A 1,828-nucleotide genomic window follows, 5' to 3' on the forward strand; every position below is an offset into this window, starting at 1 on the left:
CGGCATTCCGTTCAAGCCGCGTGCGCAGGATCGCCGGTTCGAGGATTACAACCTCGTGCTGGCGGCGGCCGAAGCGGGGCTGGGCGTGGCGCTTGCGCGCACGCCGCTTGCGGATGCGTATCTGCGGCGCAGCGCACTCGTGCGCGTGAGCCGTCACGAGGTCGATTCACTGCTCAGCTATCACTTCGTGCATGCGAAGGGCGAGAATCGGCCGGAAGTCCTCGCGTTGATGGAGCGGATGGTGAAGGCGCTGGGGTAGCGCATACCCGGCGGTTCGCGCAGGTGACCGCTTGGGCACTAGCACCAGCACCAGCACGCGCGTCGCGACTGCGGCCGGCCGCTCGCTCCCGGTTCGTTCAGTCGCGGCCGCCAAATCGTTACAATGCAGCCGCGGAAAACGGCGAGATCGCCGCAGTGAAGCGGAATCGAGCCTTTGCCCGATGGCAGGGCAATCACCAACCATTGCAGTACGGGTTCAAATTTGTACAAAAGGGAACCGATGAATAGACCAGACAAATCGTCGAAGGCGCGTGCGGCGCTGGATCAACTTTTTTCCGGCCTGGCGCCTGCGGACGCGAAGCGCGAATCGCCGCGTCCGGGCAATCCGTTCGCAACGGACGACGAGGTGTCGAGCGCATCCGGCGGTCGCGGCGGGGTGGAAGTCACGTTGTCGACCCGCATCCAGCTGCGCGGTTATCCGAGCGCCGACGCGTTCATGAAACGCATGGCCGAAGCGTGGGGCCTCGAGTGGGGCACGTACGACAGCATTCGTGCAGTGGCGACGCTGCCTGCCGGATGGCGCTCGCGCCGGTTGCCGGAAGTCACGCAGATCGTCGACGAACGCGACGTGCTGCGCGCCGAGAGCAGCCTGCAGGGCGGCGAGATGTCGTATCTGAAGGTGCATCCGCGCTACTACATCGATGCGCGCAAGCGTTTCGGCTGGAGTAAGTCGTCGAAGGCGTCCGACGATCCGGATCTCGACGGCCCCGACTGGAACTGCTTCGTGGTCGATCGGGAAAAGTCCGTCGAAGTGCACGAGCTGACGACGTCGTCGTTGAAGGCCGACATGGACAATGCGCGGGCGACGCTGCTGAAATGGCTCGACGAGCACTATCCGAAACATCGCGACCCGTTTGCATACTGGTCGGACTGCGAAGGGGCGTCATAAACCGGTTTGCACGGCGGTTCGCTCGATGCATCGACCGGCCCGCCATGAGGGCGATCATTGAAACGAGCGAGTGGGGTCCCGATTCTCTGGGCAGCGTTCGGCGCGGCGGTCGGATCGACCGTCATCGAGCTGCTGCTCTGGGCAATTGCCGGCGATGACGCCGTCCGGAATCTGTTGCGCGACGCGCGCCTCACGGCCGCGATCGTGATGGGGCGAAGCGTGCTCGCTGCGTCCGGCGGCTTCGATCCGCTGGTCATGGGCGTGGCGACGCTCGTCCATGCGGCGCTTTCGCTGGTCTCTGCGGCCGTGCTGGCACGGCTGGTCCGCAATCTGTCGCGCGTGGCCGCGCTGTTGGCGGGCGGCGCGTTCGGGCTTCTCCTGTACGGCGTGAACCTGTACGGATTCACGACAATCTTTCCGTGGTTCATCGCGGTGCGCGGCGCGATCACGCTGATCGCGCACCTGGTATTCGGGATCACGGCAGCGGCTGTCTATGACGTCGCCCGGCGCGACGCCAGCCGCTGATATCGTGTACGAACGAGCGGCGCGAGCCGACGCGTCTACAGAATCGACGCGAACCGCGGCACGCGAAGCAGGAGGCCGGCAATCAGATAGCACGCGACGCAGGCGAGGCTACCGGTCACGGCGAATTTCAGGAAC

General features: G+C 65.2%; 3 protein-coding genes. All 3 read left to right on the forward strand.

All coding sequences use genetic code 11. The features are described from left to right. On the forward strand, window positions 1–259 hold a 259-nt coding region (locus JMF90_RS35400), incomplete at its 5' end, for a LysR substrate-binding domain-containing protein (RefSeq protein WP_236598109.1). Between the two features lie 240 nt (window positions 260–499). Beyond that, the gene (locus JMF90_RS35405) at window positions 500–1,168 is read left to right on the forward strand and encodes a hypothetical protein (protein ID WP_006481034.1); all 669 of its coding nucleotides are present in this window, start codon (window positions 500–502) and stop codon (window positions 1,166–1,168) included. Window positions 1,169–1,225: 57 nt separating this feature from the next. Next, window positions 1,226–1,693, forward strand: coding sequence for a sodium:proline symporter (locus JMF90_RS35410; protein WP_201317223.1), 468 nt, complete (start codon window positions 1,226–1,228; stop codon window positions 1,691–1,693). Window positions 1,694–1,828: the final 135 nt, after the last annotated feature.

It is taken from the genome of Burkholderia sp. E168m23 (genome assembly GCF_016586125.1).
In the GTDB taxonomy this organism is placed as follows: Bacteria; Pseudomonadota; Gammaproteobacteria; order Burkholderiales; family Burkholderiaceae; genus Burkholderia; species Burkholderia orbicola.

Coding starts and splice junctions, on each gene's coding strand:
- JMF90_RS35405 (WP_006481034.1), top strand. CDS start 500: ATGAATAGACCAGACAAATCGTCGAAGGCGCGTGCGGCGCTGGATCAA.